The sequence below is a fragment of the Rhizobium beringeri genome, assembly GCF_004306515.1.
GTDB lineage: Bacteria > Pseudomonadota > Alphaproteobacteria > Rhizobiales > Rhizobiaceae > Rhizobium > Rhizobium beringeri.
Genome location: NZ_SILG01000004.1, coordinates 89,071 through 115,572, shown reverse-complemented (window position 1 = coordinate 115,572; position 26,502 = coordinate 89,071). Strand labels below are relative to the sequence as shown.

Annotated in this window: 23 protein-coding genes and 1 pseudogene; 12 read left to right on the top strand and 12 right to left on the bottom strand. The window is 59.0% G+C overall.

Going from position 1 to position 26,502, the window contains the following annotated elements; translation table 11 throughout:
* Positions 1 to 449 precede the first annotated feature (449 nt).
* On the bottom strand, positions 450 to 2,336 hold the full coding sequence (gene htpG / locus ELH03_RS30205) for a molecular chaperone HtpG (RefSeq protein ID WP_130767212.1): 1,887 nt from the start codon (positions 2,334 to 2,336) through the stop codon (positions 450 to 452).
* A 589-nt stretch (positions 2,337 to 2,925) separates the two neighbouring features.
* Here htpG and ELH03_RS30195 point away from each other — a divergent pair.
* Together ELH03_RS30195 and ELH03_RS30185 are read left to right on the top strand one after the other, a co-directional pair.
* Positions 2,926 to 3,204: an HU family DNA-binding protein gene (locus ELH03_RS30195; protein WP_027688545.1), complete on the top strand. Its 279-nt coding sequence runs from the start codon at positions 2,926 to 2,928 to the stop codon at positions 3,202 to 3,204.
* A gap of 872 nt (positions 3,205 to 4,076) precedes the next feature.
* Positions 4,077 to 5,957 (top strand): HAMP domain-containing methyl-accepting chemotaxis protein, encoded by a 1,881-nt coding sequence (locus tag ELH03_RS30185; protein WP_130767211.1) that lies wholly within the window; start codon positions 4,077 to 4,079, stop codon positions 5,955 to 5,957.
* A 120-nt stretch (positions 5,958 to 6,077) separates the two neighbouring features.
* Here the strand turns inward: ELH03_RS30185 and ELH03_RS30180 are convergent, their stop codons facing one another.
* The gene (locus ELH03_RS30180; RefSeq protein ID WP_130767210.1) at positions 6,078 to 6,968 is read right to left on the bottom strand and encodes a LysR family transcriptional regulator; all 891 of its coding nucleotides are present in this window, start codon (positions 6,966 to 6,968) and stop codon (positions 6,078 to 6,080) included.
* Between the two features lie 117 nt (positions 6,969 to 7,085).
* Between ELH03_RS30180 and ELH03_RS30175 the strand changes: the two genes are divergently transcribed.
* Entirely contained in the window at positions 7,086 to 7,346 is a 261-nt protein-coding gene (locus ELH03_RS30175) for a helix-turn-helix domain-containing protein (RefSeq protein WP_130767411.1), read from the top strand.
* A gap of 67 nt (positions 7,347 to 7,413) precedes the next feature.
* On the opposite strand, the pseudogene ELH03_RS30170 reads toward ELH03_RS30175, so the two are convergent.
* The 5 genes and pseudogenes from ELH03_RS30170 to ELH03_RS30150 all read right to left on the bottom strand — a co-directional run bounded on the left by ELH03_RS30170 (position 7,414) and on the right by ELH03_RS30150 (position 10,150).
* A pseudogene (locus ELH03_RS30170) lies at positions 7,414 to 7,704 on the bottom strand (type II toxin-antitoxin system RelE/ParE family toxin).
* Positions 7,701 to 8,009: a type II toxin-antitoxin system RelB/DinJ family antitoxin gene (locus ELH03_RS30165; protein WP_062578764.1), complete on the bottom strand. Its 309-nt coding sequence runs from the start codon at positions 8,007 to 8,009 to the stop codon at positions 7,701 to 7,703. The pseudogene ELH03_RS30170 and the gene ELH03_RS30165 overlap by 4 nt, the downstream one beginning before the upstream one ends.
* A gap of 291 nt (positions 8,010 to 8,300) precedes the next feature.
* The gene (locus ELH03_RS30160) at positions 8,301 to 8,474 is read right to left on the bottom strand and encodes an SDR family oxidoreductase (RefSeq protein WP_432422308.1); all 174 of its coding nucleotides are present in this window, start codon (positions 8,472 to 8,474) and stop codon (positions 8,301 to 8,303) included.
* 359 nt (positions 8,475 to 8,833) lie between these two features.
* On the bottom strand, positions 8,834 to 9,361 hold the full coding sequence (locus tag ELH03_RS30155; RefSeq protein ID WP_130767209.1) for a hypothetical protein: 528 nt from the start codon (positions 9,359 to 9,361) through the stop codon (positions 8,834 to 8,836).
* 126 nt (positions 9,362 to 9,487) lie between these two features.
* Entirely contained in the window at positions 9,488 to 10,150 is a 663-nt protein-coding gene (locus ELH03_RS30150; protein WP_130767208.1) for a transcriptional regulator, read from the bottom strand.
* 347 nt (positions 10,151 to 10,497) lie between these two features.
* Between ELH03_RS30150 and rpsU the strand changes: the two genes are divergently transcribed.
* Positions 10,498 to 10,737: a 30S ribosomal protein S21 gene (gene rpsU / locus ELH03_RS30145; RefSeq protein WP_028734557.1), complete on the top strand. Its 240-nt coding sequence runs from the start codon at positions 10,498 to 10,500 to the stop codon at positions 10,735 to 10,737.
* 413 nt (positions 10,738 to 11,150) lie between these two features.
* Here the strand turns inward: rpsU and ELH03_RS30140 are convergent, their stop codons facing one another.
* Genes ELH03_RS30140 through ELH03_RS30125 form a run of 4 tightly spaced genes read right to left on the bottom strand, consistent with a single transcriptional unit; the run spans position 11,151 to position 16,077 of the window.
* On the bottom strand, positions 11,151 to 13,520 hold the full coding sequence (locus ELH03_RS30140; protein WP_130767207.1) for a hypothetical protein: 2,370 nt from the start codon (positions 13,518 to 13,520) through the stop codon (positions 11,151 to 11,153).
* A gap of 12 nt (positions 13,521 to 13,532) precedes the next feature.
* Entirely contained in the window at positions 13,533 to 14,303 is a 771-nt protein-coding gene (locus ELH03_RS30135) for an ABC transporter permease (RefSeq protein ID WP_130767206.1), read from the bottom strand.
* A 10-nt stretch (positions 14,304 to 14,313) separates the two neighbouring features.
* A complete protein-coding gene (locus ELH03_RS30130; RefSeq protein ID WP_130767205.1) occupies positions 14,314 to 15,309 on the bottom strand; it encodes an ABC transporter substrate-binding protein in 996 nt (331 codons plus the stop codon).
* 12 nt (positions 15,310 to 15,321) lie between these two features.
* Positions 15,322 to 16,077, bottom strand: a complete 756-nt coding sequence (locus ELH03_RS30125) for an ABC transporter ATP-binding protein (protein ID WP_197730022.1) — start codon at positions 16,075 to 16,077, stop codon at positions 15,322 to 15,324.
* A 216-nt stretch (positions 16,078 to 16,293) separates the two neighbouring features.
* Here ELH03_RS30125 and ELH03_RS30120 point away from each other — a divergent pair, with 216 nt between their 5' ends.
* The 7 genes from ELH03_RS30120 to ELH03_RS30090 all read left to right on the top strand — a co-directional run bounded on the left by ELH03_RS30120 (position 16,294) and on the right by ELH03_RS30090 (position 23,537).
* On the top strand, positions 16,294 to 17,016 hold the full coding sequence (locus tag ELH03_RS30120; RefSeq protein ID WP_130767203.1) for a GntR family transcriptional regulator: 723 nt from the start codon (positions 16,294 to 16,296) through the stop codon (positions 17,014 to 17,016).
* 196 nt (positions 17,017 to 17,212) lie between these two features.
* A complete protein-coding gene (locus tag ELH03_RS30115; protein ID WP_130767202.1) occupies positions 17,213 to 18,391 on the top strand; it encodes an acyl-CoA dehydrogenase family protein in 1,179 nt (392 codons plus the stop codon).
* An 11-nt stretch (positions 18,392 to 18,402) separates the two neighbouring features.
* Positions 18,403 to 19,758: an LLM class flavin-dependent oxidoreductase gene (locus tag ELH03_RS30110; RefSeq protein ID WP_130767201.1), complete on the top strand. Its 1,356-nt coding sequence runs from the start codon at positions 18,403 to 18,405 to the stop codon at positions 19,756 to 19,758.
* Between the two features lie 10 nt (positions 19,759 to 19,768).
* On the top strand, positions 19,769 to 20,110 hold the full coding sequence (locus ELH03_RS30105; RefSeq protein ID WP_130767200.1) for a DUF3088 domain-containing protein: 342 nt from the start codon (positions 19,769 to 19,771) through the stop codon (positions 20,108 to 20,110).
* 13 nt (positions 20,111 to 20,123) lie between these two features.
* Positions 20,124 to 21,344 carry an acyl-CoA dehydrogenase family protein gene (locus ELH03_RS30100; protein ID WP_130767199.1) on the top strand — a complete coding sequence of 407 codons (1,221 nt, stop codon included), beginning with the start codon at positions 20,124 to 20,126 and terminating at the stop codon, positions 21,342 to 21,344.
* Positions 21,341 to 22,666, top strand: coding sequence for an LLM class flavin-dependent oxidoreductase (locus ELH03_RS30095; RefSeq protein ID WP_130767198.1), 1,326 nt, complete (start codon positions 21,341 to 21,343; stop codon positions 22,664 to 22,666). Before ELH03_RS30100 ends, ELH03_RS30095 begins: the two co-directional genes overlap by 4 nt.
* A gap of 22 nt (positions 22,667 to 22,688) precedes the next feature.
* Positions 22,689 to 23,537: an NADPH-dependent oxidoreductase gene (locus tag ELH03_RS30090; RefSeq protein WP_130767197.1), complete on the top strand. Its 849-nt coding sequence runs from the start codon at positions 22,689 to 22,691 to the stop codon at positions 23,535 to 23,537.
* A 31-nt stretch (positions 23,538 to 23,568) separates the two neighbouring features.
* On the opposite strand, the gene ELH03_RS30085 is transcribed toward ELH03_RS30090, so the two are convergent.
* The gene (locus ELH03_RS30085) at positions 23,569 to 24,579 is read right to left on the bottom strand and encodes a LysR substrate-binding domain-containing protein (protein ID WP_130767196.1); all 1,011 of its coding nucleotides are present in this window, start codon (positions 24,577 to 24,579) and stop codon (positions 23,569 to 23,571) included.
* Positions 24,580 to 24,878: 299 nt separating this feature from the next.
* Between ELH03_RS30085 and ELH03_RS30080 the strand changes: the two genes are divergently transcribed.
* Entirely contained in the window at positions 24,879 to 26,486 is a 1,608-nt protein-coding gene (locus ELH03_RS30080; protein ID WP_105008772.1) for an ABC transporter substrate-binding protein, read from the top strand.
* The last annotated feature ends 16 nt before the right edge of the window (positions 26,487 to 26,502 follow it).

Here is a 26,502-nt window from a genome sequence, read left to right as displayed (position 1 = left end):
GCAAACCAGTGGATCAAAACGGTTCATTTTCGCTGGAGGCTCTGATGGAAGCACGACGGGACCAGACTTCCTGGTCAGTCTGAGACCGGGCGCGAAACTCGTATTTCAACATCACAATGGCCCCGCACCTTTCGCCTTGAGTTCGAAACAGCGGCCTGTCCCCTCTCATTTTAGACTTTGGCGTCTTCACCCTCACTGCGTCGAAATACCGACACAGTTGTCGCGGCGGAACGGGCTTACCATTGCAATTTCGTCGGAGTTCTTGAAGAGCAGCAAGGAATCAGTACCGTCGATCCTTGCTCTACCGTTCTGCGATGGCAGCAGCCGAAAGGCTCAAGCCACAAAACGCCGCGAACGCGCAGACCCTGCCTAGATAACTGAACGTCGGCACCCACGGTCGATGAGGGCAGGAATATTCGGAGGATAGACCCCCACCTTGCTCCTTGTTGTTACGACTGCACCGACCTCTGAAAGACCCGTGCGAGCCGCTCGGCAAATCGGCGTGGATTAGCAGGCCGATCGCCATCTAAAATGCGCGCTTGGTCCAGCAACAAGAACGCGGCGTCCTCCCGATACAGGGCATCACCCTCCACGCTCGCAATCGCCTTGATCAAAGGGTGCACCAAATTGATCTCCAGGATCGGCTTGGCTGCATCTTCAAGGCGACCGGCGTTTCGCAGGATTTTTTCCATCTGCCTGTCATAGCCATCTTCCGGTGCAACGAGGCAGACCGCGCTTTCCGTCAGACGATCGGATGCCCTGACATCGGCAATATGGTCAGCAAGCGTCTGCTTGGTGAACGCAAGGAATTTCGCCATGGTGCTGGTCTCTGGTTCCTGCGTTGCCTGATGATCGAGCTTTGCAAATTGTGCGAGATCCGCGGCACCCTGAGTGATCGACTTAAACGCTTTGCCCACGAATTCCGGTGCATTCATCGCCCAGAAGCTGTCGACAGAGTCTGTCAAGAACAGCACTTCGATCCCACGCGCCAGGAAACCTTCCAGTTGAGGTGATGCCTTGAGCTGGTCCAAGCTGCTGCCCGCAAGATAGTAGATGGCGTTCTGGCCTTCCTTGATATCTTTGACGTACTCAGCCAGCGAACGGTAGCCCTCGCCCGATGTGGACGTCCGAAACCGGGCAAGCGCCATAAGCTGAGCACGACGCTCGAAGTCCTCGTAGATGCCTTCCTTAAGGACGGCTCCGAAGTTTTCCCAAAATTTGAGGAAGGCCCCGGGGTCACTTTCGCTCAATTTCTCGATCGCGGTGATGATCCTGCTGGTGACGCCTTTGCGGATCGCCATCAGGATCGGACTTTCCTGAATCATCTCACGAGAGACATTGAGGGGTAAATCGGCGGTGTCGATCAACCCGCGGACGAAGCGAAGGTACCTCGGTAGGAGTTCCGCATCGTCGGTGATGAAGACCCGCTTTGCGTAAAGCTTCATCCTGCCTTTGCGTTCGGGATCAAGCATGTCGAAAGGCTGCGTTCCGGGTATGAACGCCAGAGCCGTATATTCATGCCGGCCTTCAGCACGAAAATGTACGGTCAGCGCCGGTTCGTCGTACTGCCCGGAGACCCCACGATAGAAGTCCGTATACTCTTCTTTAGTGACTTCGCTCTTCGATTTGGTCCATAGCGCGCTGCCGTCCGTTATCTGAACTGGCTCACTGCCGGGCTTCTCGACAACGCGGATCGCGACCGGCACGTGGCCGGATTGTTCCTTGACGATACGCTCGACCGTCCAACGGGAAGTGTATTGCTTCGCATCCTCCATCAGATGCAGGACAATCCGTGTACCGCGGGATGGAACTTCGGCGAGGTTTGCAGGGCTGACGCTGTAACTTCCCTTGCCGTCGGAGGCCCATATCCACGCTTCCTGCGATCCGGCACGATGGGAGATCACATCGACGCGCTCCGCAACCATGAAACAGGAATAGAAACCGACGCCGAACTGCCCGATCAGTTGAGCGCCTTCAGCGGCTTTGCTTGCTTCAATTCGCTCCAAGAACGCCCGTGTCCCCGACCTCGCGATCGTCCCGAGCGCCTCGATCATCTCGTCGCGGCTCATGCCGATGCCATTGTCCTCGACAACAAGCTGACGGTTCTCTTCGTCCAGCGTCAGCGTGATCCGGCTTTCGGCATCGGCTCCCAGGAGCGACGGTTTCTCGATTGCTTCATAGCGCAGCTTCTCGCAGGCATCGGCCGCATTCGAAATCAGTTCGCGCAGAAAAACGTTCCTGTCCGAGTAGACGGAGTGGACCATCATATGCAGAAGGCGGGCAACGTCAGCCTCAAAAACGTGGCTTTCAGCGGTCTGTTCTGCAGTCGTTGTCATGTGCTTGTGTTCTCCAAGAAAGCGAAATTAGCGCCGAACAAATGGCGAAACAGGTTTGAAAATTCAAGGTGGGAAAAGATCTGATCATGAAGGAAACACGAGCAAGCATTCCTCTTCAACGTCTCTTTATGTTTTAAGGCCTTCAAGATCTTTGAGATTCAGCCGGGCAAGGAGCGATCTGCGGGCGCCGTTCAAAATCAAGTGCGAAGGCTGCATCATTAGAACGATCCATTAGTTGCGTCAGGCGCCCTGCCGGCAGATCGGGCAGCGATGGTTTCGTCGCCGCGTTGCGCGATGCTTTACAGTGAACGGACGAGAGACCTCGGCCGGGTTGCAGCTCTGGAACCAGCCAGCGTCGACGAGTTCCTCGACGATCAAGTCGCGGACGGCCTTTTATCCTCAACACACAAAACCGATATCATGGCTCATCTCTGCGTTCGATTACGCGATCGCGCACCCAGGCGTGCTGTCGCTCGATCGGAAACTGTGGAAATCCGGACAATTCGACATACGATGCCGCAGTGCCTCAATGACAGCAGCGCAATCCGCTGTCAGGGACTCCGCATGAACAATGATGCGGAGATGCACAATGACCACCACGAATGAAATCGCCGACAAGATCGCGGTCGAACACAACCTGACGAAGACCCAGGGCAAGGCGATCGTCGAAGCCGTGATTGCCTCGATCACGCAAGCTGCGATCGCCGGCAACGAAACCTCGCTGCCTGGATTTGGTAAGTTCAAAGTGAAAGCAACGCCGGAGCGCGAGGCGCGCAATCCGGCAACTGGCGCGACCATCAAGGTCGCAGCGGCCAAGAAGCTGGCATTTACGCCGGCCAAGGCTTTGAAAGACGCGTTGAATAAGTGAAACGAAGCTTCGAGCCTGGCCCGCCGGTCGATCCGGTACATCAGGCTCGATGCGGCCTTCCTGTCGGCCATGAAAATCTCGCGTGCGGCCAGCGCAGTTTGAGTTCGCAGTTCGGCCTTCAGTTCATCGAATATCTCGACTGCCTTCTGCTGATCATTTGCGCGCTCTTTTCGGCCAAGACGCTCGCTACGCGCCGGCCTGCCGCCGGAGGTACCGGCCCCAATGACCGAATAAGAAGCGCAAGGACAGATCGCTCTTCTGCGTGACCGGTATCTGGCGCGAAACGCCTTGGTCGGACAAGCCATCTTCCTTGAGGAAAATGTCCGGATCACCTCGGGAGAATACTCCGTTTGGTTTCCGCAGGGCGAAGCCACACCTGACGTGATGAAAGCCTTTACCGGATCTGCAGTGGGGCGGATTTTCGAAATCCGGAATATACTTCCCCGGCACTGTCGTCATCGCGGGCGGCACATTCGCCGATCCGTCCTTTCCTGCGCCGGATCATGTTCATTGGTGGGATGATCGGCCGCTTTGGATAGACCTGGCCGAGCCGATCGAGCGCCACGCCGAATATTGACATTCCTGGCACGCCTAGGTCGAAGACCGTATGTTTCTTCTTACAGACGTGGCTCGTCCGACACTGGTTTTCCGAGAGTTGCTCGGACGTGCCTAGCTGATCCTCACGACAAAAGGACGAGGCGTGGTGATTACAGAGAAGCCTTCGTTGGAATCAATGTCGGGCCGCGCCGACCGGCATCGTCGCTCGAAATCTTCATCAAACGATGCTTTACATATGAGTAAAACATTAAATGTTTTTGTTACAAACTCCTTGTCCGCCGGCCATAGGGTCGAACGTCTCAAGGGGTCCTTCAATGCGTCGTCCAAGCATAAAGTCCAGCCTGCTCCTTATTTTCAGCGGCGTAGCGCTTCTTTTCGGCATTGTCGCGTATCTCGCGATCGATGGTCTTAGCAAGACAAACGGCTCCACCGAAGAAATCGCGAACAATTGGTTGCCGAGCGTACAGGCATCCCGGACGATCAATCTCAACATGGCGAATTTGCGCGTCGCTTATCGCGATCACATCATCGCGCAGTCGGAACCCGAAAAGAAAACGCGCGAAGAGGCCATTACAGTTGCCGAGGACACGGTTCGCAAGTCGATAGATGCCTATGTGGCGCTGGCATCGTCGGACCGTGAACGCCAGTTGATAAGCGCAATAAAGGAAAACGTTGAGAGCTATATCGCCAGCAAACCTCAGCTTCTCGCTCTTTCCCGTGAGAACAAGACCGAAGAGGCCGGACGATATCTTGGCGGGGGGATGCGAACCTATTCCGACAAGCTGAAGGAACTAACGACGGCTCTGGTGGAGTTGAATCTCAGTGGCAGCAAACAGGCTGCCGAGGTGAGCAGGACGACCTACGCGTCCGTCAAATTCTATCTGTTTACCGCGATCGGTTTTGCAGGATTGCTGGTCGTTGGCGCTATTGCGTTCGTGCTGACAGGCATTGCCAATCCCATTACCGAGATTACAACCTCGATGAGACGACTGGCCGAAGGCGACACCAGTTCCAGTATCCCGTTTGCCGGCCGGGCCGACGAAATCGGCTCCATGGCGGGCGCGGTGGAAATCTTCCGCCAAGCCGCAATCGCAAACAAGCGAATGGAGATGGAAGCGGCGGAAAGTCGGAAGCAGGCGGACGCCGATCGCATCGCCGCGCAACAGCAAGCAGAATCTGATGCCGCAGAGCGTTTACGCGTCGCCACATCAGGTCTCGCGGCCGGCTTGAAGCGGCTCGCTGCAGGTGATCTCGCCTTCCAGCTCGATCAGGCATTCGCTCCCGACTTCGAGGCCCTGCGCCATGACTTCAATCAATCTGTCGCCCAACTTGGTGCAACGCTGATGTCGATCTCCAGCAGCATCACCACGATCGACGATGGCACCCGGGAAATCTCGTCGGGGGCGGGTGATCTTTCAAAGCGCACGGAACAGCAGGCAGCCTCGCTTGAAGAGACGGCAGCAGCATTGGAAGAGATCACCGCAAACGTGGCGAATTCCAGCAAGCGCACCGAGGAGACCCGGGCAGTTGCCACCGAGGCAAACCGAAGCGCTACTATGTCTGCCGAAGTCGTTTCTCATGCAGAAGAGGCGATGGGGCGCATCGAGACTTCGTCGCAGCAGATTTCCAACATCATCGGCGTGATCGATGAAATCGCATTCCAGACCAACCTTCTTGCCCTCAACGCGGGCGTAGAAGCAGCCAGGGCCGGTGAAGCCGGCAAGGGCTTCGCGGTCGTTGCTCAGGAGGTGCGAGAACTCGCGCAGCGTTCAGCCAGCGCGGCCAAGGAGATCAAGGGCCTCATCCAGAACTCCTCCAAAGAGGTGGATAGCGGAGTGAAGCTCGTGCGTGATACAGGCCAGGCTCTCAAGACCATCGGCGGTCTTATCGCACAGATCAATCAGCACATGGATGCGATCGCAACCTCTGCCAAAGAGCAGTCGGTCGGCCTCAGCGAAGTCAACGTTGCAGTCAATCAGATGGACCAGACGACGCAACAGAACGCAGCCATGGTGGAACAATCGACTGCCGCCTCCGCCTCGCTCGCTCAGGAAGCCCAGAAGCTTCGCGAGCTTGTCAGGAAGTTCAAGCTCGATGATGTCGTTCCTAACCATTCCGGAGTTCTTCGCCCGATGGCAAGAGCAATGGCTCAACCTGCCACCGCTGCAGCCGTTCGGCTCGCTTCGATACGCTGACCGGTTAAAACGGAGCCGCAGGAGGGTTAGCAAAGCGACCCTCGGATCGAGCGGAACCCGGGATGACTGCATCCGGCAAGCCGTTCCGTTTGGGGCACAGCACTCGCAATGCCTCTCACCTCACCTGCCCGGCCGTGCCAGTGAGCGGGCGATGTCGACGATGTCATCGCGCGAGGCGGTTGGGTCCTCCTTGTTCCAGGCAACGCCAAGCCCGATCCTGAAGTCGATGCCTCTGACCGCCTTCAGCTCGAAGGCCCGGTTCGGCAGGCCCTCGGTCCATTCCGGCGCAAAGCCGATGCCAAGCCCGGCCGAAACCAGCGACACCAGCGAATAGGTGTCGTCGCAACTATAAGCGATGTTGCGGGTCAGGTCGTATTCTTCGAACTTCTCGTTGAAGTACCGCTCTGTATAGGAGAGGTTCTTGCGGTTGAAGGCGATGATCCTTTCCGAGCGCAGATCGTCGATGGCAATCTCTGCCTGCTCCGCCAGCCGGTTGGTGCGGGCCACCGCCAACAGATAACGCTCATGGGCGATCGAGGAGAAGCGCAAGGAGCCGATGTTTTCCACCGGTCTGATGAAGCCGAGATTGATCTGGCCGTTTTCCAGGCCGCGGATGATGTCGCCGGTATTGCCGCTTGCGATATGGATGCGGATATCCGGGTACTTGCGGGCGATCTTTGCCAGAAACGCCGGCAGCACGCCGGTGGTGGCGGGATAGACGGTGCCGATCCTGATCTGCCGGATGGTCTTGCCGGCCACCGCCCTGGTGATCTCGGCACTTAGATCGACCTCGCTCAGGATCCCGACGCAGCGTTCGTAGAAGGTCTCCCCTGCCCTGGTCAGTTCCACCCGTCTGGTTGAGCGGATGAATAGCGCACAGCCGAGTTCGCGCTCCAGCGCCTGCACATGATTGGACAAAGCCGGCTGGGCGATGCGCACCTTGGCTGCCGCCCGGCCGAAGTGCAGTTCCTCGGCCACCGCGACGAAGTAGGAGAGCTGGCGTAGTTCCATGGGAGCCATCCGATTATCCGACGCAAAGGCAGGTGCGCAGCATTATTGCGAAGCGAATTCCTTTCATAGTTCTATAATACGTGGTTTCATAATTTGTCAAATGTTGTGTTTCCGGCGATGGACGCACGGCAGCGAGTAGCACTGAATTTGAGACGTTTGCGGGTTTCGAAGGGAATCTCGCAGGACGATCTCGCGCTCGCGGCAAACATAGAACGCTCGTACGCTGGCCACCTCGAGCGCGGCGGAAAAAATCCGACCGTCACAACTCTCGAGAAACTCGCGACGGCATTATCCTGCGATGTTTCAGCGCTTTTGGCGCCGCTGCCCGACGGCATTTCAATCAAGCCACTTAAGAGCGGGCGACGTTCCCAGGCCTGAGCACATATGGCCGCCTTGAAAAGATTCGAACCACCGACCCGTTGATACTCAGCATCGAGAACAAAGCCTAGCGCGTTGGCAAAGTGTCTGGCCATTCCTGCGCGCCATGGAGGACGCGAAGAATACGAACCGCTGTTTCGGTAATTGCCTACGCCGCGACGTCGGCGTGCCTTTAATTACCAGTTCGCGGGTGCCAGCAATTCTGTCAACACGACCGCTCGCGGGAAAATCTACTAACCGACGGACGGCAGCAACGATCCGTTCGTCGACCAGTATGGCGGCTGACGGATTTTCTGCTTCTATGTATGTGAAAATGGCGTCGCGATCCGATAACGAACGCAGACCAGGTAAGCTTCACGATTTGCGCGCACCCGCGTTAAGGCGGGCTGCCGCTCGACGTTCAGCGAAATGCGCCTCGACTTCATCATCTGAGACGTCCGGTCGAGTATCGTTCAGCGCTTCAAGTACCTTGGTGCGAAACCAAGCGTCATGGGCCTCGCTGCCTGAAAGAAGCTCCAGCGGCAGCGCACCTTCGTTGGCCGTTCGGGTGAGTAAGATACGAACCGCATCAGATACGGTCAGCCCCATATTTCCAAGCACTGCGGAGGCACGATCCCGAACCTCGGCATCGATGCGAGTTTGTACCAGTGCATTTGCAGCCATAGCGATCTCCACTTTTCAGCGAGATGATAATGCAAATGAATGACAAACGCCATAGTGCTTTTAGGACCGTCTTCGGCCGTTCTCGTTCCTCTAGTTGCTCTTGAATGTATCTGAAGCGACGAGCCCAATCTCAATCGTGTGGGATAACAGCCATTTATGGAACCGATGGGGGCATCGACCGAAATTATGCGCGGAGTATTGCTCACTCCTCATCGACGGTGTCTTCCATAACATTGCGTCAAGGCTGGTCGACCATTCAAAAAGACTCGCCATCCGTCGGAACGCGGTCGCTCACCAAGGCTGGTTAGCCGGTCCCACCGTGAACTCGTTCATAGTCGTGTCTTCCGGCTGGTCGATTACGATCGCAACCACATTGGCGATTCGTTCGGCCGGAATCCCGTATTTCTGGTAGATCCCGTGCATCGCTTGAGAGGTCGCCTTTTCACCGATGGCATTCAGCAACACTTGCTTGACGATCCGATCCCAACACAAGGGTAATCAAATATTAAATGAATGTTCGTCATCGATTAATGCAATCTTCGCTTAATCGAGATAAATCATGCGATTTTTCGATGTCACGGGTTTCGAGCCTGGGGTAATGGCGAGTTGTCGCTGATTGCTCTCGGTCGGCTGAGAATCGCGTCTGGTGGTACGCCTTGATGGGATAGAACCGTCACCCCTACTTTTGATCAGCGGGAATTCAGGTGTCGGCGCAGGTTGCTGCTTGTGGTCGCCTCACATCTACGCCCGAAATTGCGTTTTCGGCCGAGCTTCAAAACGATAGGTGTTCTGCCCAGAGGTCCGGAGAATAGGTAATGCCACGTTCAGCGCTCGAATCGATCCAACATCCTCTTCAATTGTGCGTTTTGAAGTCGGAGCTTCCTCGCCAACTGATCCCGGAGCAGCCTGATTTCGCCATCGAGGCTGATTGCATCTTCAGAATCGATCGAAACGCGTGGAGAGGGTTGCGAATCGACATCAACCACTTCGGCTTTCTTGGCCTGTCTGCTGCGCTTTCGCGCTGCACTTTCGTCAATCTTCGAGGGCTTTGGTGCGGCGTGCGCGGTTACATCGGCCTCATTGGATGAGGCCGGATCAGCCGCTTTCTCGAGCGTGACGCTTTCGACATCTGTCGTGTCCGGGTCGACTGACACCGCCGCGGAATGACCCTGAAGAACTGGCTTTTCGTCGGCCGAACGATCTGTGGCGTTCAACTCGTTTTTGGCTGCTGTTTCAGTCGGCTTGGCGATGGCCAATACGTCCGGCTTCACGTCATCGGTCGAGCCGTGTTCTTGCCTCTGCTGACGTCGCGGTGACACCAGCCGGGCAAGAAATTTCCATGGAGACGCCATTTTATTCCACCTCGAATTCTACCCCGTGTGCGCGAGAAAAAGCGTTGGCGGCAGAACGAACCGCCGCCAAAATATTCACATCAGTAAGCATGAGAATGCGGCCAGCGCTTGGCCGTCTGCTGCCGATCAACCGAGGTTGAGTCGCTTTCGCAGATCGGCATTTTCAGCACGTAGCTTCTCGGCCAGCAGCTTGCGCAATCTCTGGTTTTCCTCTTCCAGTTGCAGAAGATCCGTAAACTCGTCGACTGCCGCCACCGACGGTGCAGTCGCTGCCTGCACCGTCCTCGGAGCACGCTTGACAGGCGCACGTCTGGGGCTTGTCGCACCATCGTCAGACTTTGCTTTGCGTCCCCTCTTCTGCTTTCCAGCTGTGGCATTCGAAGCCGCTGCGGGTTGCACAGAAACCGGGGCTGAGGCCGTTTCAGGCACCGCTTTACCGACGCGAGGTTTGCGCACTTTCTTCGGTACATCGGACGCTGCGGCGGCCGGCGTTTCAGCATTGAGCATCGTATTGTTTTCGTCGGCCATTATGGTCTCCTTTAAAGCCGATGCATTTGTCTCCCGCTCGATCGGCAGTGTCAATAACGGCCCGGCCTGTTCTTCTTCGGATACAAGCATCTCGCTGCTTCTGGCCTGAGGAGGTGATGACATAAATGGCATTGCCTCGTCCTGCAGATCTTGAGCAACGGACTTGAGATTGGTGTCTCCCCAAATCGATTTCGGTTTGGAATTGAGTTTTCGCCGACCTGATTTGTACTCGACGGCAAAGCTGCGCTGCACTTTTTTCACTTTTAAAGAAGCCTTGGGTGTCTGCGGTGATTTTCAGCGACGGTTTTAGCATCGCAACATGCCCCGCAAATAACGGCTATTGCGCTTGCGGTCCATACTCCTGGCGATACCCGGCCCAGCATTTACCGCACCCAGACCCTAACTCTACCTTCGAGATCATGATGGTACGCCCTGAAAGGACATGAACTTCCGACATTTCAATCGCTGGCAGAGCTTACCTCTAGCCCCATTCGCGATCGCGCCCATCAAACAGTGGAGACAGAGAATCTAGGCAAACGGTCTTCCAAGCCTTGATCATCAATGCGCATGGATCTAATGAGGCGCGTCAGTGATCCTAGGAGTTTAGAATGCAAGTTCTGGTACGTGACAACAACGTTGAGCAAGCGCTCCGTTTTTTGAAAAAGAAGTTGCAGCGCGAGGGCGTATTCCGGGAGGCCCGACTTCGGGAGCGTTTCGAAAAGCCCTCCGAAAAACGTGCTCGTGAGAAGGCCGAGGGTATCAGGCGTGTCCGTAAACTTGCTCGCAAAAAGCTTGAGCGGGAAAGCGGTATTTCGGCCCCTAGGAAAGCAAGAGCTTCTGGTCGCTAATGGGGACCGAATGACGGATGTTTCGTCTCGCTGGTGCCGCCGCTCCGCCGCGACGATGTCGGGCGATGATCGCTTCACTGCTCTCCGTCCGGCGACAATCGCCCGGTCAACGCGCAGTTCATAGAGGTATCCGGCGGTTTGGCGACCTAACTGCCATGATCGAGGGCGGTCGCCACGCTCCCATCGTTTGATACGCTTCTCTACCATCAATCGACAGGCGTAAAAACCGCAGTCCGGCGCAATGCAGTCGCCGGAGGTTCCAGCATGGATACGGCCTTGATGTCTGGTGGGCGTGACAATCGCACGATTGGCAGACATGCCCCGCCCCAAACGAAGCCCGGCATTGTTTGGGTTGGCCTGACAAGTGGCCCCCCGGTCACCACCTTCCGAATTGGTTGTAGCTTACGCTCGGTTCAAGCTGTCATGAACAGCGGTGACGTCCAGATGCGGGATTGATCCCTCTGTCTCGCTGTCAGGAAAAGCGGGTGTTCGCGGCCCTGGCTCAATCCAAGTCCTGAAAGCGATATCTCGCCTGAGAGATCACGTGGAAGAGGACGATCGGTGACACGTTCCAACAAAAGTCTAAGCTCTACACCCGGAAGATCGACCGAGATGGAGCCTTTTTCGATCAGCTCGCTTCCGCATGCCTCTAAAAACACCTCGGGAGCATGGACATGTGGCGGCGGCTGAAGCGGATCTCCGATCTTGCTGTAGCCATGGAGTTTCCCGGCGACGACGATGCGTGCGTCGCACAGGTCGGAAAGCTTAAGTTCGATTCCGTCGACGTCGCCATGTGTTGCCGTCCTGAAGCCGAGGGTGCCGAGCCCAGTGCGCCAAACGCTTTGTTCGGGATGATCGAAACCGATGCCGCGCACATCCAGAAGCGCTGCACCGGTGACAGCCACTTCGCCGCTCCAATAGGCCGCGCGATAGCGATCCTTTATCCGCGCGCCGCCGAAACGGATCCGCACATTGCGCTCACTGAGGCCAGCTTCGGCATGCAGATCGCGTCGCCACACCATGCGGTCGCCGTCGAAAAGCTGAACTTCCTCCCAGCCGGCGTGGCCGAGCAGGCGGTAAGAGAGTGGCTGATTGAGCTCGGCGTCAAACACCTCGCCCATGAAATGTTTGCCTTGGGACAGAACCGCAAAACTCCGTTCACCGGTCGTGGCAAAAGTGCGCCTCGCCCGAAGCGCAGCGCCAACGCCGGCACGGTCGAAACCGTCGGCGATGACGCCGGTGAGCCCCCCGCGTGCACCGAAGGTTCCGGTGGCCGGCGCACCACCGCCGCATCGGCCCTGATGTTCGTCGCTGGCGGCGGAAGCGCCAACTCTGTGTCCGCGAGCTAGAGCTTCGGCGTAGAGCCAATGAAATTGTCCCCAGGCGGAGCCAATTTCGATGAGGCGTTCCAATTCCGGATGGTTCCAGTCCAGAATGCAGCGCCGGCCACCCACATGCGGGATCAGCAAATGGCCTTCCGGATCATCCTCATAGGCTCCATAGAGCCGGTCAACCGGCCATATCCCAGGACGGATCGCTCCAGACGTCGTCTCATTCCATTCGAAAGAGCGAAGTGAGCGCCCCTCTTCGTCGAACGGAAACCTGGGCTTGCCGTCGCGCAGGAAGACGACGTTTCGGTCGCCACCGGCAGCGGAGTTGCCGCACCATTCGGTGCCTGGATAACAGACGAAGCGACCGGGCTCGTTGAGTTCGTGGATGGTCTTGACGGCCGCGTCCCAGTTCGTCTCGGTGATGTTGAAATCGTTGACGGTGTAGCCCACCACGTCAAGTCCGGCGATGTCGCGCCCATAGGTGAGATTGTAGGTGGCATCATTGGTGCCAACGGTGTCGTCGGAATGGACGTGCAGATCGGCATAGAGAGGACGCAAGGCACCCTCTTCGCTCTGGACATAAGCGACGCCCGGGGCGACGCCGGGTTCGTCATTCAGCCATGCTTCCAATTTCCATTCGCCGGCAGCGGCGAAGGAAAGACCGGAAATCCGCGCAACTGTCCAGCCTTCCGCGGCGAAGGCCACCAGCTCCGTTCGTTGCCCGCCATCCGGGGCAGTAATGACGAGCGCACCATGCAGGTCGCGACCCTGGCAAGTGTTTCCCCATATATCGTCGACGCGCACGATAGCGTCGAAGGATAGACCGCTGCCAACCAGCCGCGGCGCGATGACCTGAAGGGCATGCGGCTGGCCGGCCGCGATCTCCAATTTGCAGTCGCCTGGCACCTCCGCAAATTTTGAACTACCCAGCGGGTCGACGAATAGCCGGAAACGGAACACCTTCTCCACGAAGGTCTGCACACGTGTGCCGGCGCCGCCCTGCCGCCGATCGCCCAGACGGATGACGATCCTGTCGCCGGGGTTGAGATAGCCGTCGACGACGTCGATGATGACAGCCTTCTGGAAGGGACGTTCGTGTCCCTTCTGATCGAAACGCACCTTCAGTGCTTGAACGGTAGCTGGGCTTTGCCCCGAAACCAGAGGACCGGCGTGGTATTCGGCGGAAATATAGTTGGCGCCCGTCGGCTCCGTTGTCTGGAACAGCGCCCAGTCGGAATAGAACTTGAAGGCAAGCTTCAGCCACGCACCGTCTGCGAGACCGACAGCTCCGACCTCATAAACGAGCTCCAATTCGGTCGACTCGCCCGCCGTCAGCGTCTGCCTCTGACAGCTTAGACGGCCGAGGAAGGGCAGAGTATCGAAATGATCGGCAAGGCCCATCGGAGAATGGGCGCTGGCTTGAATCGTCTTTTCTGGCAAAATCTCTGTCATAGGGAACGTCCGTTATTGTCCGCGCCAGCCTTCGTAGCGGCGCTCTATCCGTCGAAACACGAGGCTCTCCATCAGCCACGCGGTAAGTCCTATCAGCGCGATGCCGAGAAGCACCTGCGCCGAATTGCCAACCTGCCCGCCCATGGCGACCATCCAGCCGATGCCTTGAGATGCACCGATCATCTCGGCTGCAACAAGCGCGCGCCACGCCTGGGCAAAACCGATGCGCAATGCGGCAGTGAGGAACGGGAGAGAGGCGGGAAGATATACATGGGCCAGCAATTGCAGCCTTTTGGCACCCAGCATGCGCGCTGCACGCACCTCGCCGCTGTTGATGGAAAGCACGCCTTCCTGAATCGTCTGGGCCATCGGAAAGGTCGATGCGATGAATATGACGACGGCAATGGAGAGATATCCGAGGCCGAAGAAGATCAGCGACAGCGGCGCCCAGGCGATCGGAGGGATGGCCATGAAGAGACCGAGCAGCGGCTGGACGAATTCGCGAAATGGCCGCCAAAGTCCGGCAGACACGCCGATGAGCACGGCGGCCACGACAGCCGCGCCGAAGCCGCCGAATTCGCGCAACAAGCTCGCCATGACCTGGCGACCCAACTCGCCGGACCGGATCCAGCGAACCCCCTCGGCCGCCACGTCCCACGGCTGCGGCAGCACATAGGAGGGAACGCGGCTTGCCGCGATGCTCCACACGACAAGGAGGAACGGAAGCGCTGCCCAGCGCCAGGACGGTTGCGGAAAACGCAGCTGCGCTGCCAACTTCTTCATCGATCGGATCTCATCGTTGAGCGGCGGCCTTTGCGGCGAAGCTGTCGTCAATGATGTCGTCGACATTCAAGCGCTTTTCGAGAAAGCCGAGGGCGACCGAGTAGTCGATGAGCCGCTGGATGAAGGCACGATCGGACGGCTCGATGTCCGCCGACCACCCAAGGCGTTTCCGCGCCTCCGTGACGATCGCTTCCGGCGGAACGATACTTCCGTCCGCGGCCGTCAGGGATTCCAGCTTAAAGTTTTGGGCGATGATCCGATCGGCCTCTTCGGGATGCTCCCGCAGAAACGCAATGGCCTTCGAATTCGCTCGCAACAGTTTCACGAGATCGTCCGGGCGTTCCTTCAGCGTCTTGGCAGGCGCTGCTATGACGTACCAGGGATAGCCGGGCAAAGCTCCGTTCACGTCGAAGACGACGCGACCTGTACCGCGGAGCACCGATTGGCTGATGAAGGGCTCCCACAAAAAGGCTGCATCGACGACGCCGGTATCGAGGGCAGCGTTCATGTTACCGACGGGCATTTGCGACAGCGCAAGATCCGCATCCGGGCTGAGGCCGGCGGCCTCTTTCAGAACGTAGCCACGCAGCAGCACGTCCATGCCGCTGCCCCTGTTGACGCCGGCAAGCCTCTTGCCCCTGAGGTCGGAAAGGGCGTGGATCGGGCCGTCAGTCTTGGCGATCACCGCTGCCTGACCATAGTTGACCTTGGCGATGATTTTCGCCTCGAGACCGCGCGCCGCCCATTGATAGACCGGGGGCGCACCGATATAGGCCACATCGATTTCGCCTCCAGCCACCGCCTGCTGGATGACGGGACCATCGCCGAAACCCTTGAGCTCGACATTCAACCCCTCGTCGCGAAAATAACCTTTCTCCTCGGCGATCAGGGCAGGTGCATTCGCCATAGCCTGGACCCAGCCAATGCGAAGCGGCAGCGCGTCCTCGGCATGGCCAGGCACAGCCGTTGCAAGGGCGAGAAGAACTGCAGGTAGAATGTGTTTCATCGGATGCTCCCTTCAGGAAACGCGTTGATTGCTGGTCATGACTTTGGCGATTTCCTCCGAGAGCTGTTCGCGCAGTTGCGCGAATAAGGGATTGGCTCTCGTGCCACGCTGATCGCGAGGACGCGGCAGGTCGATCGCCACTTCGGCGGTGATGCCCGTCGGCGGCAGCCCAAGGACGAGAACCCTGTCGGCAAGATAGATCGCTTCGTCGATGTCATGGGTGATGAACAGTATGGTCTTCCCCAAGCCCGACCAGATGCGCAGCAATTCGTCATTAAGGGATGCGCGCGTCAGGGCGTCGAGCGCTGCGAAGGGTTCGTCCATGAGCAGGAGGCGCGGCTCGAGCGCCAGGGAGCGCGCCAGCGCAACCCGTTGACGCTGGCCACCCGACAATCGGTGAGGTGGCTCATGTGCCTGCTCTTCCAGACCGACAAGTCGAAGAAAATTCAGCGCGACGTCTCTCTGCTCCTGCGCAGATCCACGGCGATTCATGCGCAGACCAAAGCGAACGTTTTCCAGGACACTCAACCAAGGGAAGAGGTTTGGCGACTGAAATACATATCCGAGGACCGGATGTTCAGGGACAACAGGCACGCCGTCTATGGTGATATGCCCCGATTGCGGGCGCAGGAAGCCGGAGAGAAGATTAAGGAGCGTCGACTTGCCACAACCGGACGGACCTAGGATCGCCACGAATTCTCCCGGCCGAGCCTGCAGCGAAAACCGTTCGAATACGGCGCGTCGGCTTTCGGGATAGGCGAAAGCCATGCGGTCCACCGAGAAGGCGGCACCGGATGAAACCTGCCTTGGGATAACTGGAGATGCCATGTTGCGTTAGGACGACCCTGGATTGGAGTTGTCCCAATTTCTAATACATTATAATACAGGTCATCAACGTGAAGAGTTCCCCTTGTGTGGCAGTGAAAGGGAACGCTATTCCAAAGCTTCGCTGTTTCGTGGTGCTTTCGACCCTATGGAAAATAGATGAGTCTCATACGCAATAACCCGGTGGCCATGTACCTGCAGATCGCCGATCGGCTTCGTGCCGAGATCACCGAAGGCGCCTACGAGCCGTCCGGACGGCTCCCGTCGGAATCGCAAATTATGGCACGCTTCACAGTCAGTCGCGTCACCGTGCGGCTGGCACTCCAACAGCTCGATAGAGATGGGCTGATTGAACGCCGGAAAGGCAAAGGCACTTTCGTGGCCGGCAAGCAGGTGCGCCATCAAATTGATACACTGCGTAGCTTTCATGAATCGCTGAAAGTCCAAGGCTTCGATGCTACGATGCGGATTGTCGAGTTGACCGCAATTGAAACACCGTCTGCTTTCATCCCACTGTTCGGTACAAAATGCGCACTTCTGGAACGGCTTCACGTGGTGAATGACGAGCCGATTGCATTGGGCCGAAGCTTCTTGCCAGCATTCATGTCGGAGCTGGAGCGAGAGATCGCCGAACAGCAACCAACTTATGCGCTACTTAAAGACAAAGCCGGCGCCGACATTGTCTCCGCTGAGATTGCGATCGGGGCGCGTGCTGTCTCGCCTCGGATAACGTCGCTGATCGGAGCGGCTGAACATGCGGTCCTGCTTGTGCTGGAACGGAGCTCCTATTTCGAAACGGGCGCTTGCGCCGAAATGTCTGAATTTTTTATTCGACCAGAGCGGTACCAGTTTGTCCTCGGCAGTCGCATGCCCGACCGCTGAGAGTTCGAGTACTTGCTCTTGGTAGGACTCGACCACCGAGCCCGACGTCAATGGCAACTCGCCTGCCAGCTCGTCGCCTGGCGGCTGAGAAAGAATCTCTTGCCGTAAACTCAAATAGATATTGCTGGACTTGAACCGACATCCGCAGAACCTTTGAGCCCGAAGCGCTGCCACATGGCGGAGAGGTTGGGCTGAAATGTCTTTCGAACGCGATGTAACGGATCCCCTCGTTGCCAGGGCCGTCGAGCTAAAGACGATTTTTCATCAAGATGCGGTCGAGCGCGACAAGCAGGGCGGTAGGCCGATCGAACAGATCCGGCTTCTTAAAGAAAGCGGCTTGCCATCGGCCCAGATCCCGGTCGGCTACGGCGGACAAGGAGCCTCCTGGCTGTCGATCCTGCGTGTCGTGCGAGAATTTGCCCGGACAGACGGCTCGCTGGCGCATCTCTACGGCTATCATCATCTTCCCCTCAATCTCGTGCTTTTTCGCGGTTCGAGCGCGCAGAAGGATCACTGGCTGCGCGCTTCAGCCGCCGGAAATCTGATGTGGGGCAACTCCGGCAATGCGATGTCGAAAACCTCGTCGGGCCGGCGCACCGACACCGGCTGGGTCGTAAACGGCACGCGCCCATTCTCATCCGGCTCTCACATCGCCGACTATATCCAGATTTCATGGGAAAATCCGGATGGTGAGCGGCTGACCGCCGCTGTTCCGGCTGACCGGCCCGGCATCGTGATCGAAGACGACTGGGATGGTATCGGCCAGCGCCAGACGGGCAGTGGCACCGTCAGCTTCAAAGATCTGGAGATCCTCGACGAAGAGCTGATCAGTTCGCCACAGGTGCCTTTGACACCCTACACCTCGCTGACGTCGCTGCTGCAGCAGAGCGTCCTTCTCAACGTCTTCGTCGGCAGCGCCCAAGGCGCTCTGGACGAAGGCAAGGAATATACCTCGACCCTGTCGCGTCCCTGGATCTATTCCGGCGTGGAAAAACACACCGACGATCCGTGGATCAAACGGCAATATGGCGAACTCTACATCAAGACGCTCGCCGCGACCGAACTCGCAGACAAGGCTGCCCGCAGCCTCGACGAAGCCTTCAACCAGGGACCTGGTCTGACTGCCGGTGATCGGGGTGCTGCGGCAATCGACATCGCGACAGCCAACGTCTACGCGGGCGAGGCTGGCCTGGCAGTTTCAAGTGAGATCTTCGAGGTCATGGGCGCGCGTTCGGCAACCAATGCCAACGGTTTCGACCGCTTTTGGCGCAATGTCCGCACGCACACTCTCCATAATCCAGCCGAATATAAAAAGCGGACGATCGGCACCTGGCTCCTTTCGGGCGAATTCCCGGTGCCGGCAATGTACCGCTGAAGGGACATCTCATGGGTAGACGTAAAGATAAGATCAAGCTTGGCGCATTCCTGCTGTTTACCGGCCATCACGTCGCGGCATGGCGCCATCCGCAGGCTTCGGTTGGGACGGATTTCGAGAACTATTTCGAGCTCGCCAAGCTTGCCGAAGCGGCAAAGTTCGACGCGATCTTTTTCGCCGACGGCGTGGCAGCCCGGCTGAAGGTTGTCGAAGCTGCAAGCCGGAAGGCGCATAGCGGCGTCTACCCCTTTGAGCCGATCACGCTCCTGTCTGCCCTATCAAGTGTCACGCGCAACATCGGCCTGATTGCCACGGCCTCGACCAGCTTCTCCGACCCTTACAACCTCGCCCGCCAATTCGGATCGCTCGACCGGTTGAGCGCCGGCCGGGCCGGCTGGAACCTGGTGACGTCGTCAGACCCGGAGGCCGCCTATAATTTCGGTCATGAGGCGCAGATCCTGCATGCCGACCGCTACGATCGGGCCGAGGAATTTGCCGACGTGGTGCTCGGTCTCTGGGACAGCTGGGATGACGATGCCTTTATCCGTGATCGGGAAAGCGGCCGCTATTTCGATCCGGAAAGGCTGCACAGGCTCGACCACAAGGGGCGGCACTTCAAGGTGCGCGGCCCGCTGAACATTCCGCGTTCGCCGCAAGGCCGCCCCGTCCTTGTTCAGGCGGGCGCATCGGGGCCGGGCAAAGAGCTTGCCGCCCGCACCGCGGAGGCGATTTTCGCCGCGCACATCACGCTTGATGAGGCCAAGTCCTTTTATGCCGACGTCAAGGGAAAGCTCGGCGCATACGGCCGCTCCCTGGACGATCTCAAGATCTTGCCCGGCATCTTTCCCGTCGTCGGCCGCAGCGAGACGGAAGCTCAGGAGAAGTTCGAAGCACTGCAGGAGCTGATCCAGCCGCAGGTTGGCCTCAACTTGTTGTCACAGCTGAGCGGCGTCGATCTCAGCCCCTATCCGCTCGACGGGCCGATCCCGTCCGATCTGCCGGTAACCAACGCCGGCAAGAGCCGCCAGGAACTGGTGCTCGATCTCGCCCGCCGGGAAAACCTCACCATCCGCCAGCTCTATTTGCGGATCGCCGGCGCACGCGGACATTGGCAGGTTGTCGGTACGCCCTCTCAGATCGCAGATGTCATGGAAGAGCGTTTCGAAAACTACGGCGCGGACGGGTTCAACATCATGGCGCCGATCATGCCGGGCGGCCTTGCCGATTTCATCGAGCTCGTCGTGCCGGAGCTACGCCGCCGCGGCCTCTTCCGCACCGAGTACGAGGGCACGACACTTCGAGAAAATCTCGGCCTCAAGCGTCCAGTCAATCGCTTTGCCGTCAGCAATGCGGCAGCCGCAGAATAGGACCAAATCAATGGCGCGTGACAAACTCTACCTGATTGAGCCTGGCTTTTCAGATCCGAAACATCCCGGCATCACCTTTGTCTGCCCTCATTGCAACGCGATCGAAGGGCTGCTTGCCAGTTTTCCGCAGCTTGCAGCCGCCATCGATGTCGAGCGGGTGCCCTTCCCTCGTCCGCGTCGCAAAGTCATCGAGGATGTCGGTGAAGAGAACCAGTCCTTGCCGGTCTTCATTCTTGCCCACGCAGCCCCGCCCGATGCGGCCGACTGGAACGGCAAGCGTTTCGTCAACACGACAGATCGCATTCTCGAGCTGCTTTCCGAGCGCCACGGCTTTCCGCGCCTGCAGAAATGAGGAGTGACGAGCCATGACCGTAAAACCCGCTAGCTTCGAACGACCCATCTCCTCGCCTGAACTTTTCGAGCCGGACAGAGCGAATCCCCATATCGCGAAGGCGACGGAGCTGCGCGACCTGTTCGCAAGGGATGCGATCGACCGAGACCAAGCCGGCGGCAGACCGGAAGAACAGATCCGGTTGCTGAAGGAAAGCGGGCTGGTCAACCTGCTGATCCCTGGGGAATTCGGCGGCATCGGCGAACGTTACTCGACGGCGATGCGGATCGTTCGCGAATTCGCCAAGGTCGACGGATCGCTCGGACATCTGTTCGGATATCATTTCAGCCCCTTGCAAAATGCGATCAACTCCGGACCTGACGCTCACGCCCGCGACCTTCTCCGTCGTTCGGCGGCAGGACGGTGGTTCTGGGGCAATACCAGCAACAGCTTTTCGAAAAGCCTTTTCGGGCGGCGCGAAGCGGATGGGGTTGTCCTCAACGGGTTCAGGCCGTTCGCCTCGGGGTCGCATGTGGCCGATTATCTGCTGGTTGGCTGGGAGGACGAAGAGACCAACGCGCGCAGCATCGCTTATATCCCGCCCACACGCGCAGGTGTCACCATCGCCAACGACTGGGACGGCATCGGACAGAGGCAGACGGGAAGTGGCCGGGTCTTTTACAAGGACGTGAAAATCCACGCCGATGAGATCGTGCCCGAGCGGCAGCGCGATCCGATCGCGCTGCTTGCGCCGCTGCAGCAGCAGAGCGTGCTGTTGAACGTCTTCATCGGCAGCGCCCAGGGAGCGCTTATCGCCGCGCGGAACTATACCGTCACCAAGTCTCGTCCCTGGATCTTTTCCGGTGTCGAACGCCATCAGGACGATCCCTGGATCAAACGCCAGTACGGCGAGCTTTGGATCAAGGTCCAGGCAGCAACCGCGCTTGCCGACCGCGCCCTGAGGGCGGTCGATGCGGTTTATGAAAAAGGACAGGATCTGACGGAGGGCGATCGCGGGACGGCCGCGATCGCCGTCGCCTCGGCGAATGTCCTTGCCGGCCGTGTCGCGCTCGAAGTGACCAGTGAAATTTTCGAGGTCATGGGAGCGCGCTCGGCCGTCCGCCCGTACGGCCTCGACCGTTTCTGGCGCAACGTCCGCATTCACACACTGCACAATCCGGCAGAGTATAAGACCCGCAATGTCGGGACATGGTTCCTGACTGGCGAATATCCCGAACCCGGGATCTTTCAATGAGCCGGCGCGAGCTTCATCTCAACATCAACATCCTGCACTCCGGCTTCTCCCCCGCCGCTTGGCGGATGGAGGGCAGCGATCCGGGGGCTTCGTTCGACGTCAACCACTACATCAATGTCGCCAGAATCGCCGAAAGGGGCACCTTCGACGCCGTCTTCCTCGCCGACCAGGCAGCGATCTCGGACCGGGTGGACTTCCGACCATTGACGTCGCTGGAACCGACCATCGTGCTGGCCCTGGTCGCGGCCCATACGGAGCGGATCGGTCTGATCGCCACGGCGTCGACGACATACAACGAGCCCTACAATCTCGCGCGCCGGTTCGCGACGCTCGATCATGCAAGCGGGGGCCGGGCCGGGTGGAACATCGTCACCAGCGCGGATCTGTCTCAGAGCCGCAATTTCGGACTGGAAAAACCGGTCACTCATGGCAGCCGCTATGAGCGCGCCGGCGAATTCGCCGAAATCGTCAAGGCCCTTTGGGACAGCTGGGAAGAGGATGCTTTTGTCGGCGACGTAGCGACGGGGCGTTTTGTCGATCCGGCAAAGGTGCATGCCATCGCCCATCGCGGAAAGCACTTTTCCGTCCATGGGCCGCACAACATCCCGCGCCCCCCGCAGGGCCACCCGGTCATTGTCCAGGCCGGCGGCTCCGATGACGGAAGGGAACTTGCCGCCGAACACGCCGAAGCCGTTTTTTCCGCCTCGCAATCCTTCGAGGAAGCCCTGGAGTACGCTGCCGACCTCAGGCGGCGCGCCAGCCGCTTCGGCCGGCCGGCGGACGGCATCTTGGTCCTGGCCGGCCTTGCAACGATCATCGCCAGCACCGACGGAGAGGCGCGCCGCCGCCAGGAGGAGCTCCGCGAACTGATCCCACTGGAATACAGCCTGTCGCGCCTTGCAGGGGTGTTGCAGCTCGATCCCAGAGGCCTCGATCTCGATGCGCCGCTTCCGGAAGATATTCCGCTCCCGCCGGACGGCGGCCATACTTTCTTCCGGGCGACACTGGCGCTTGCGCGGCGCGAGCGTCTGACCGTGCGGGGCCTCATCCGGGCACTCAACGGCGGCACCGGCCATCGTACCATCGTCGGCACGCCGAAGGATGTCGCAGACGATATCGAGCGGTGGTTCAGCGCGGGGGCCGCTGACGGTTTCAATCTCATGCCGGATGTGCTGCCCCACGGCCTGGAGGTCTTTGTTGACGAGGTCGTGCCGATCCTGCGTCAACGCGGCCTTTTCCGGCAGCAATATACCGGCAGGACATTGCGGGAGCATCTTGGTCTCGCCCGTCCGGCCAACCCTTATGCCGCAGCGGCGCAATGACGAGATCAGCAAGGAGAATGAGATGACCCCTTCCGTAGCGACCAAGCCAGATGAGAGCGATCGTCTGAGGGAGCTTGCCGGCGAGCGCTATCGCAATGACCAACGCCTGGGCAGACGGTGGAATGAGACGGTCGATACCATCCTCAGTCATCGCAGTGTGCGCCACTATCTGCCCACCCCAGTGCCATCCGAAACGATCGAACTTGCTATTGCCGCCGCGCAGTCGGCGCCGAGTTCATCCAATCTGCAGGCCTGGAGCGTGGTCGCCGTGGAGGATGCGGATCGCCGCAGCCGATTGAATGCCGTTGCCGGCAACCAGCGGCAGATCGCACAGGCGCCGCTCCTGCTCATCTGGCTCGCCGATCTGGCCCGCCCGCGCGCAATCGCGACAGAGCGCGGCTCGACGGCAGAGGGTCTCGACTATGTCGAGAGCTTCCTTCTCGGCGTCATCGACGCAGCCCTTGCCGCGCAAAATGCCGTCGTCGCCTTTGAATCGCTCGGGCTCGGGACATGCTACATTGGTGCGATCCGCAACGATCCAGAGACCGTCTCCCGTGAACTCGGCCTTCCGGACGGCGTCTTCCCCGTCTTCGGCCTCACGGTCGGCTTTCCCGATCCGGCGGTGCCTGCGGGCGTAAAGCCGCGCCTGCCGCAGACCACGGTGCTGCATCGCGAGAGCTATGACGGCGAGCCGCCGGAGGAAGATCTTGCCGATTATAATCGTGTGCTCCAAAGCTTCCAGAGCGAGCAGGCGATGCCATTGATCGACTGGACCGAGCAGGTGCGCAGCCGCATCGCTACGGTCGAATCCCTCAAGGGACGGCATGTCCTTGGCGATGTCGCGCGCAGGCTGGGCTTCAAACTGAAATGAAGACCGATCGACCCCGGCTTGACGCAGGCTCTTATTCGGCCGCGATCATGCCGAGGGCCGGACGGATGCTGCGCATCGCGATTGCATCGATCGTCTGCGAGGCGCGCGCCTCAGTAAGCAGCCAATTACGAAACAGATCAACGCGCATAAGCCGAGATTTGTGCTGCGTTGTCGCAAAGAAATAGGAAAAGCTCACCGGCTGCGGCGCTCCAAAAGGACTGACGAGCCGGCCGGACCGGATTTCGGCTTCAGCAAGCCTTATCTTGCCAAGGCCAAGCCCCTGCCCCGCCATTGCCGCATCGAGCACGAGCGAGGATTGATTGAGGTGAAAGCCGCCCTGCGACAGCCGATAGGACAGCCCCTCTGCGCGCAGCCAGCTGTGCCAATCGGGACAGGAGTGGTCGTGTTCGGCACCCTCCTCGTGTAACAATGGCACCCCCTCGATCGCTTCCGCCCCTTTCCAGAGATCGTGGCGATCGGCGAATTCGCGACTACAGACGGGCAACACCGCTTCGGACAAGAGATAGTCGACGGCGAGGCCGGAATAGGCTCCGCTGGCGTAGCGGATGACGCAATCCGCATCGCCCGCATCGAGATCGGTCAACTGTGTGGAGGCATCGACGAGAATTTGCAGGCCCGGCGCTGCACGGCGCAGGGCATCGAGCCGTGGAATCAGCCATTTGCTGGCGAAGGAAGGAGCGACGGACACACGGATCGGCTGTTCGTGGTCGCTCGTGACGAACTGCGTCATCGCCGACAGCACGGCATCGAAGGCGGCCGTGAGACCAGGGACCAATGCCAGGCCCGCCGGCGTCAGTTGCAGTTGGCCGCGCGCACGATGAAACAGCGACTGACCGAGATAATCCTCCAGCAGCCTGATCTGCTGGCCGACGGCGGCTGACGTGACGTGCAGTTCTTCGGCTGCGCGGATGAAATTCAGATGCCGCGCCGTCGCAACAAAGGCGCGCAACGACGTCAGCGGCGGAAGCCGTGCGAGAGTCGGCTGGATGACTGTCTTGCGAGATTGGACGGAGGTGTTCATGAGGCGATTGCACCACAAACAGACCCGGCTAGACGAGCATCCGCTTTGCGCAAGGCCCTCAGGCAGGGACATTTTCTTCTCCCTAAGCCGCTCAGATGAGGAGCAAAAACTAAAACCCGCGAATTGTCTATATAAACACTAGACTATAGGCGCGTGCGTGCCGGCGGCTCGCGAGCGAACGCAAGCTTTTCTTTCGGTCACTGGCAGAAAAACATTCTTCGCGATTTGGCTTTTCCCGCCCGATGATGGTCGCGAAAAAGCATTGCCCGAAAGGGTTCGTTCCGGATCAAGGGGTATGAATGGACATTCGCCGACGTCAGCTTAACCAGATTCTCGCTTTGAGCGCGGTCGGTGCCATCCTGCCCTTCAGGGATTTTGCGCAAGCCGCACAACCCGTCGCGGGCGGAACGCTCAACCTTCTCGTCCAGCCCGAGCCACCAACGCTGGTCACGCTTGCCCATACGGCAGGCCCGACAACCCGTGTCAGCGGCAAGGTCACCGAAGGCCTGCTCGCCTATGGCCTCGATTTCAAGCCGATCCCACAGCTCGCCACTGAATGGCATGTCAGCGACGACGGGTTGGAATACAGCTTCAAGCTGCGAGAGGGCGTCAAGTGGCATGACGGGAGAGATTTTACGTCCGAGGACGTGGCTTTTTCGATCCTGGCGCTCAAGGAGGTCCATCCGCGCGGTCGTGCCACCTTTTCCAGTGTGAAGGAGGTTGTGACCCCCGATCCGTATACGGCGATCATCCGGCTTTCGAAGCCCGCGCCATACCTGATCGGCGCATTGCAGGCGAGCGAGTCGCCGATCGTGCCCAAACATGTCTATGACGGCACGAAAGACTTCGCCGCCCATTCGAACGGCCGCGCGCCGATCGGAACCGGGCCGTTCATCTTCCGGGAATGGGCCGTCGGCAGTCACATCATTCTCGATCGCAATCCTGATTACTGGGACAAAGGGAAGCCCTATCTCGATCGTATCGTCATCAAGTTCATTCCCGATGCGAGCGCCAGGCTCGCGGCACTGGAGACCGGCGAGGTCGACATCGCACCCGACACGCCCGTCTCGCTCAGCGAAATCGATCGTTTGAAGGCGTCGGCGACGCTTGCCGTGGACGACCGCGGCAACGACTATTCACCGACCGTCTACCGCATCGAGTTCAATCTCGCCAACGACTACTTCAAACATGACAAGGTCCGCCAGGCGGTAGCCCACGCGATCGACCGGCAGAAGATTGCGGATATCGCCTTCTACGGCTACGCCGTTCCGGCCCCAAGCCCGATCAGCCCTTTCCTCAAGGCCTTCTACAATCCCGACGTGCCGGTCTATGCTTATGATCCCGCCAAAGCGGAAGAACTTCTTGACGAGGCCGGCTTTCCGCGAGGGGCCGACGGCATCCGTTTCGAGGTGCCGCACGACGTCATGCCCTATGGCGATACCTACACGCGGATCGGCAACTATCTGCGCGACGCGCTGTCGAAAATCGGCGTCAAGGTCAGCCTGCGCGGTCAAGACGTGCCGACATGGCTGAAACGCGTCTATACCGATCGCGATTTCGCCTTCGTCACCAATGGTATGGGCAACACCTTCGATCCGACGATCGGCGTCCAGCGCCTCTATTGGTCGAAGAACTTCAAGAAGGGCGTGCCCTTCTCCAACGGCTCCGGCTACAGCAATCCGGAAATCGATGCGATCTTCGAACAGGCGGCGGTCGAGAATGATCACGCCAAACGCGTCGAACTCTTCAACCGCATGCAGGTGATCATCGCCCGTGACCTGCCCGACATCACGCTGGTCTCCTTCCGGCAGCTGACGATCTTCAACAGGAAGGTGCAGGACCATACGGTCGTCGCAGACGGCCTCTCCGGCAGCCTTTCCTCCACCTACATCCTCAAGAACGCCTGACGCTGACAAGGAATGG

Coding starts and splice junctions, on each gene's coding strand:
- ELH03_RS30140 (WP_130767207.1), bottom strand. CDS start 13,520: ATGACAGAGATTTTGCCAGAAAAGACGATTCAAGCCAGCGCCCATTCT.
- htpG (WP_130767212.1), bottom strand. CDS start 2,336: ATGACAACGACTGCAGAACAGACCGCTGAAAGCCACGTTTTTGAGGCT.
- ELH03_RS30090 (WP_130767197.1), top strand. CDS start 22,689: ATGACCCCTTCCGTAGCGACCAAGCCAGATGAGAGCGATCGTCTGAGG.
- ELH03_RS30115 (WP_130767202.1), top strand. CDS start 17,213: ATGTCTTTCGAACGCGATGTAACGGATCCCCTCGTTGCCAGGGCCGTC.
- ELH03_RS30195 (WP_027688545.1), top strand. CDS start 2,926: ATGACCACCACGAATGAAATCGCCGACAAGATCGCGGTCGAACACAAC.
- rpsU (WP_028734557.1), top strand. CDS start 10,498: ATGCAAGTTCTGGTACGTGACAACAACGTTGAGCAAGCGCTCCGTTTT.
- ELH03_RS30105 (WP_130767200.1), top strand. CDS start 19,769: ATGGCGCGTGACAAACTCTACCTGATTGAGCCTGGCTTTTCAGATCCG.
- ELH03_RS30135 (WP_130767206.1), bottom strand. CDS start 14,303: ATGAAGAAGTTGGCAGCGCAGCTGCGTTTTCCGCAACCGTCCTGGCGC.
- ELH03_RS30130 (WP_130767205.1), bottom strand. CDS start 15,309: ATGAAACACATTCTACCTGCAGTTCTTCTCGCCCTTGCAACGGCTGTG.
- ELH03_RS30125 (WP_197730022.1), bottom strand. CDS start 16,077: ATGGCTTTCGCCTATCCCGAAAGCCGACGCGCCGTATTCGAACGGTTT.
- ELH03_RS30185 (WP_130767211.1), top strand. CDS start 4,077: ATGCGTCGTCCAAGCATAAAGTCCAGCCTGCTCCTTATTTTCAGCGGC.
- ELH03_RS30175 (WP_130767411.1), top strand. CDS start 7,086: ATGGACGCACGGCAGCGAGTAGCACTGAATTTGAGACGTTTGCGGGTT.
- ELH03_RS30110 (WP_130767201.1), top strand. CDS start 18,403: ATGGGTAGACGTAAAGATAAGATCAAGCTTGGCGCATTCCTGCTGTTT.
- ELH03_RS30120 (WP_130767203.1), top strand. CDS start 16,294: ATGAGTCTCATACGCAATAACCCGGTGGCCATGTACCTGCAGATCGCC.
- ELH03_RS30080 (WP_105008772.1), top strand. CDS start 24,879: ATGGACATTCGCCGACGTCAGCTTAACCAGATTCTCGCTTTGAGCGCG.
- ELH03_RS30165 (WP_062578764.1), bottom strand. CDS start 8,009: ATGGCTGCAAATGCACTGGTACAAACTCGCATCGATGCCGAGGTTCGG.
- ELH03_RS30085 (WP_130767196.1), bottom strand. CDS start 24,579: ATGAACACCTCCGTCCAATCTCGCAAGACAGTCATCCAGCCGACTCTC.
- ELH03_RS30100 (WP_130767199.1), top strand. CDS start 20,124: ATGACCGTAAAACCCGCTAGCTTCGAACGACCCATCTCCTCGCCTGAA.
- ELH03_RS30095 (WP_130767198.1), top strand. CDS start 21,341: ATGAGCCGGCGCGAGCTTCATCTCAACATCAACATCCTGCACTCCGGC.
- ELH03_RS30180 (WP_130767210.1), bottom strand. CDS start 6,968: ATGGAACTACGCCAGCTCTCCTACTTCGTCGCGGTGGCCGAGGAACTG.
- ELH03_RS30155 (WP_130767209.1), bottom strand. CDS start 9,361: ATGGCGTCTCCATGGAAATTTCTTGCCCGGCTGGTGTCACCGCGACGT.